The organism is Psychrobacter sp. TWR1-1-1 (assembly GCF_049895865.1).
GTDB lineage: Bacteria > Pseudomonadota > Gammaproteobacteria > Pseudomonadales > Moraxellaceae > Psychrobacter > Psychrobacter immobilis_A.
This window is the reverse complement of the sequence record NZ_JAFCTE010000042.1, coordinates 1-2,646: the sequence shown is the minus strand read 5'-3', so window position 1 is coordinate 2,646 and position 2,646 is coordinate 1. Positions and strand designations below refer to the sequence as shown.

The 2,646-nt window shown below is 35.7% G+C and carries 2 protein-coding genes and 1 rRNA gene; all 3 read left to right on the top strand.

The features are described 5' to 3' along the window. Positions 1-96, top strand: a 5S ribosomal RNA gene (rrf, locus tag ACP69U_RS13725); the annotation flags it as partial. A gap of 233 nt (positions 97-329) precedes the next feature. Further along, positions 330-2,060, top strand: a complete 1,731-nt coding sequence (locus tag ACP69U_RS13720; RefSeq protein ID WP_426138828.1) for an AIPR family protein — start codon at positions 330-332, stop codon at positions 2,058-2,060. A gap of 72 nt (positions 2,061-2,132) precedes the next feature. Then, positions 2,133-2,561 (top strand): OsmC family protein, encoded by a 429-nt coding sequence (locus ACP69U_RS13715; protein WP_426138827.1) that lies wholly within the window; start codon positions 2,133-2,135, stop codon positions 2,559-2,561. Positions 2,562-2,646: the final 85 nt, after the last annotated feature.

Here is a 2,646-nt window from a genome sequence, read left to right as displayed (position 1 = left end):
TGGCACCACCTGATCCCTTCCCGAACTCAGAAGTGAAACATCATTGCGCCAATGGTAGTGTGGGTTCGCCCATGTGAGAGTAGGTCATCGTCAGCTCTCTATTCAAAGTAAAACCCCCTCCGATTATGTCGGAGGGGGTTTTACTTTGGCTCGGGTTTAACCATGTTTATACTCAAGCTATACTATTAATAAATGTAGAATAATAATGATATAAGTATTAGAAATACTATCTATAATCTTAAGCTACTTGTCAGTCAGAAAAGTATTTATAATGGCTTATAAAAATTCAGTCTTCGTAATAAGTATAACTTTAAAGCAAAGGAAGCTATATGGCTATGAATCCAATCGTTAAAGCGCAACTTAAAACTTTTCAAGAAATGAATCCAAACGAAAATATGGATGAATCAGATTTTTTTGAAGTCATGTCAATATTCTCAATAGAAAACGGAGTGCTTGGAGAAAATATAGATCCTTTTAGAGCTCATCTCAAAGGGGAGGAGTTTGGTATTGATGGAGTAGCTATTTCTATTCAGGGGTCTCTTTGTACTGAGATTGATGAAGCTATTGAGATTCTTTCTTTAGGAAGAAATCATTCTTCAGATTTCCATTTTTTTCAGTCAAAAACATCAGATAAACTTGATTACGGAAATATCTCAAAATTCCTTGATGCGGTCTATGACTTTTTCACGGATCGATCATTAATTATAAGCGAGCAATTGCAAAGTCTTGCCGAAGTAAAAGAAGCAATCTATTCGACAGCGGCTAAAACGAGTCCTTCTTTAAGATGTTACTACTGTACTACTGGTTCAGGTCAAGTTTCAGAGTTAATAGAAAGGTTAATAGAAACGAATAAAATACGTTTGAGTGAGCTAAATATTTTTAATGATATCCATATTGAATGTGTAGGCGCTAAAATTATTCAAAATGGTTTTCGTTCGGCAACGAATTCATCTTCCGCAAAGCTTAATTTTCAAAAAGCGGTTACAATGCCAAATCATGAAAAAGTTGATGAAGCATATATTGGATATGTTCCTGCATCAGAGATTTTAGCAATTGCACTTGGAGAGCCTGACCAAGATGGAGTTCGACACATTAATAAGTCTTTATTTTATGATAATGTCAGAGACTTTAATCCTGAATCTGAAATAAACAAATCAATAATATCTGAATTAGAATCAGGTGGTAATGCTTCTTTTGTTTTTAAAAATAACAGAATTACCGTTGTTTCCAAAAATATAGATCGTAAAGGAGATGTTTTCAGTCTAGAAGACTATCAAATTGTAAATGGGTGCCAAACTACAAATATTTTGGCTTATATTCCTGATCAAGCCGAAAGTATATTTGTTCCACTGCGTTTGATTGGGTGTAGCGATACTGATTTTGTATCCAGTGTTATCATCGGTACAAACCGACAAAATGAAGTTAGAGAAGATCAGTTTTGGGCACTACGCCCGTTTATGAAAGATCTAGAAGAGTATTGTGCTTCTCAAAGTGGTGATGCACGTATTTATATTGAAAGAAGAGATAATCAGTATAGAGATGTTGGGATTGAACGCACACGAATCCTTCGTCCATCAGATCTAATGAAAGTTGCAGCAGCTATGTTTTTTTATCAGCCACATCGTGCAGCACGTGATCACAGAGGAATACGGAAAGAGTTTGATGGAAGGATCTTTTCAGAGAATCACAATGTTGAGCTTTACCATATTGCTGCTTTAGCATTGTACAAATTCGACTATTTAGTACGCTCAGGAAAAGTTGATAGAACACGAGTTATTTTCCGTTTCTATGCATTGTATGCTTTAGTAAAAAAACATTGGAAAACTGGAGATATATTAGATGCACCGTTAAAATCACAAAAGAAAGTAACAGCTGCTGTATTTGCTGTTTTAAATGATAACGATGCATTTTCAGCCCAAATAGAGGATGTCGCCAGTCATCTAGAAAGTATAATATCAGAATCAAATATAACTACTCGCGAAAGAATTCGAGACTTCATTAGAACAGAAAGTGTAGTAGATGAGTTCACTCAAAGGTTATTCCCTACTAAAATAAACTAATACTCCTAAACTATCTAATCAAGATTCTATAAGAATTATATCTTACTAATAGTAAATACCAAAGAGAACCTTATGACCACATCAAAAGTAACCTACCAAGGCAATTTGCGCACCACTGCCATCCACTTGCAATCAAGTAATGAAATCATTACCGATGCACCTATTGATAATCAAGGTAAGGGCGAGGCGTTTTCACCAACTGATTTATTGGCGACCAGCTTAGCCAGTTGTATGCTAACCATTATCGGTATCAAAGCCCGTGATATGGATATCGATATTGCAGGTACTACCGCTGAAGTGACTAAAATAATGGCTGCTGATCCAAGACGTGTCAGTGAAGTGCATGTTGCTATCACCTTTAATAAACAGCTAGATGACAAGACGCAAAAGATATTTTATAACACCGCGCTGACTTGTCCGGTTGCGAAAAGTATCCATCCTGATATCATTCAAAAAGTGACTATTCATTCGGTAATCCCCCCAATAAATAAGAACACTTAGAAATAGAGATTAACTGCTAAAATATACCAGCAGGAGAATCCTATGAAAAAGACACGCTTTACTGATAATCAAATCGTTAATATCC